At 32.6% G+C, this 1,005-nt stretch carries 2 protein-coding genes; both read right to left on the bottom strand.

The features are described from left to right. Nucleotides 1-191 (bottom strand): Rep family protein (locus SH09_RS12260; protein WP_042739944.1); only part of this gene is annotated, 191 nt, incomplete at its 3' end. Nucleotides 192-268: 77 nt separating this feature from the next. Continuing rightward, complete coding sequence (locus SH09_RS12255) at nucleotides 269-418, bottom strand: ribbon-helix-helix domain-containing protein (protein WP_042739943.1); 150 nt, start codon at nucleotides 416-418, stop codon at nucleotides 269-271. Nucleotides 419-1,005 lie beyond the last annotated feature (587 nt).

Here is a 1,005-nt window from a genome sequence, read left to right as displayed (position 1 = left end):
CCGTTATTTATAATTACTTGTTCATCTTCGGTTAAATCTTCAATTTTACGTTCCGTTTCGTCTTTATCATGTAACGGACTAATCGCCATTGGAACATCAAGTTTTTCTAAATATAGTTCCCAATCTTCTGGTATACTTTCTGGATAAATAATAAACGTAAAGTTTCTAGCCTTTGTTATTTTTTTAGTCATGTTATATAATTACCTTTGAAAATATAAGCATATATTCAAGAGAGCGTATCCTTTCCACAGGCGCTCTTTTTTTATGCTCATTTTTCTCCTTTCTTATATTCTTCTAGTGCTAACGCAATTATTGTTGATTTTGAAAAACCTTTTTCTTTTGCTAAATTATCCAATATCTCAACTTGCTTTTTCGTTAAAGAAACCATTACTCGTTTCTTTTCTTCAGATACAACCATATTAATCTCTCCTTTTACCAACATCTTAAAAATAGTGTATATTATATTTGTCTATAGTGCAACATTTATATGCCTTTTGGAAACATTTTGTTGAAAAGTTGGAAAAATCGCCAACAAACGTTGGTCGTTTTAAAATGCTTGTATCCCTTGTGCCAGTAGGTTTAAACCATGATTATTGCGAAGTGTTGGCACTGGGCTCAATAATGGGGGGTCGTAGTAGCCCCCCATTTTCCAACTAAATTTGATAAATTCTAAAGCAAAATACAAAAACAGGGCTAACAGATCACTTCGTGAAGTTAGCCCTAAAACCTAAACCATTAACTCAATTTATTTTTTATTCCAATTTCCTTATTGGTCGGAACCAACAGGGCTTTATGTGTTGTTGTGTTGGTGTTTCATTGGGATTAATCCCAAATCAACTCCACCCAACACGCTAATCAAGTTAGCTAACACATAGCCCATTCCAACCAATAAGTTTTCTCGGCATAAATGTGGGTATAATTAAATTAGATATACTTAAAACATTTCTTTAAAGATTTTGAACGCCATTCTATTTTTAGAGTGGCGTTTTTTATTTATCTACCTCT

This window comes from Staphylococcus gallinarum, from assembly GCF_000875895.1.
Lineage (GTDB): Bacteria > Bacillota > Bacilli > Staphylococcales > Staphylococcaceae > Staphylococcus > Staphylococcus gallinarum.
Note: the sequence above shows the minus strand (reverse complement) of the source record. Positions and strands in the feature narration are given on the sequence as shown.

Coding starts and splice junctions, on each gene's coding strand:
- SH09_RS12255 (WP_042739943.1), bottom strand. CDS start 418: ATGGTTGTATCTGAAGAAAAGAAACGAGTAATGGTTTCTTTAACGAAA.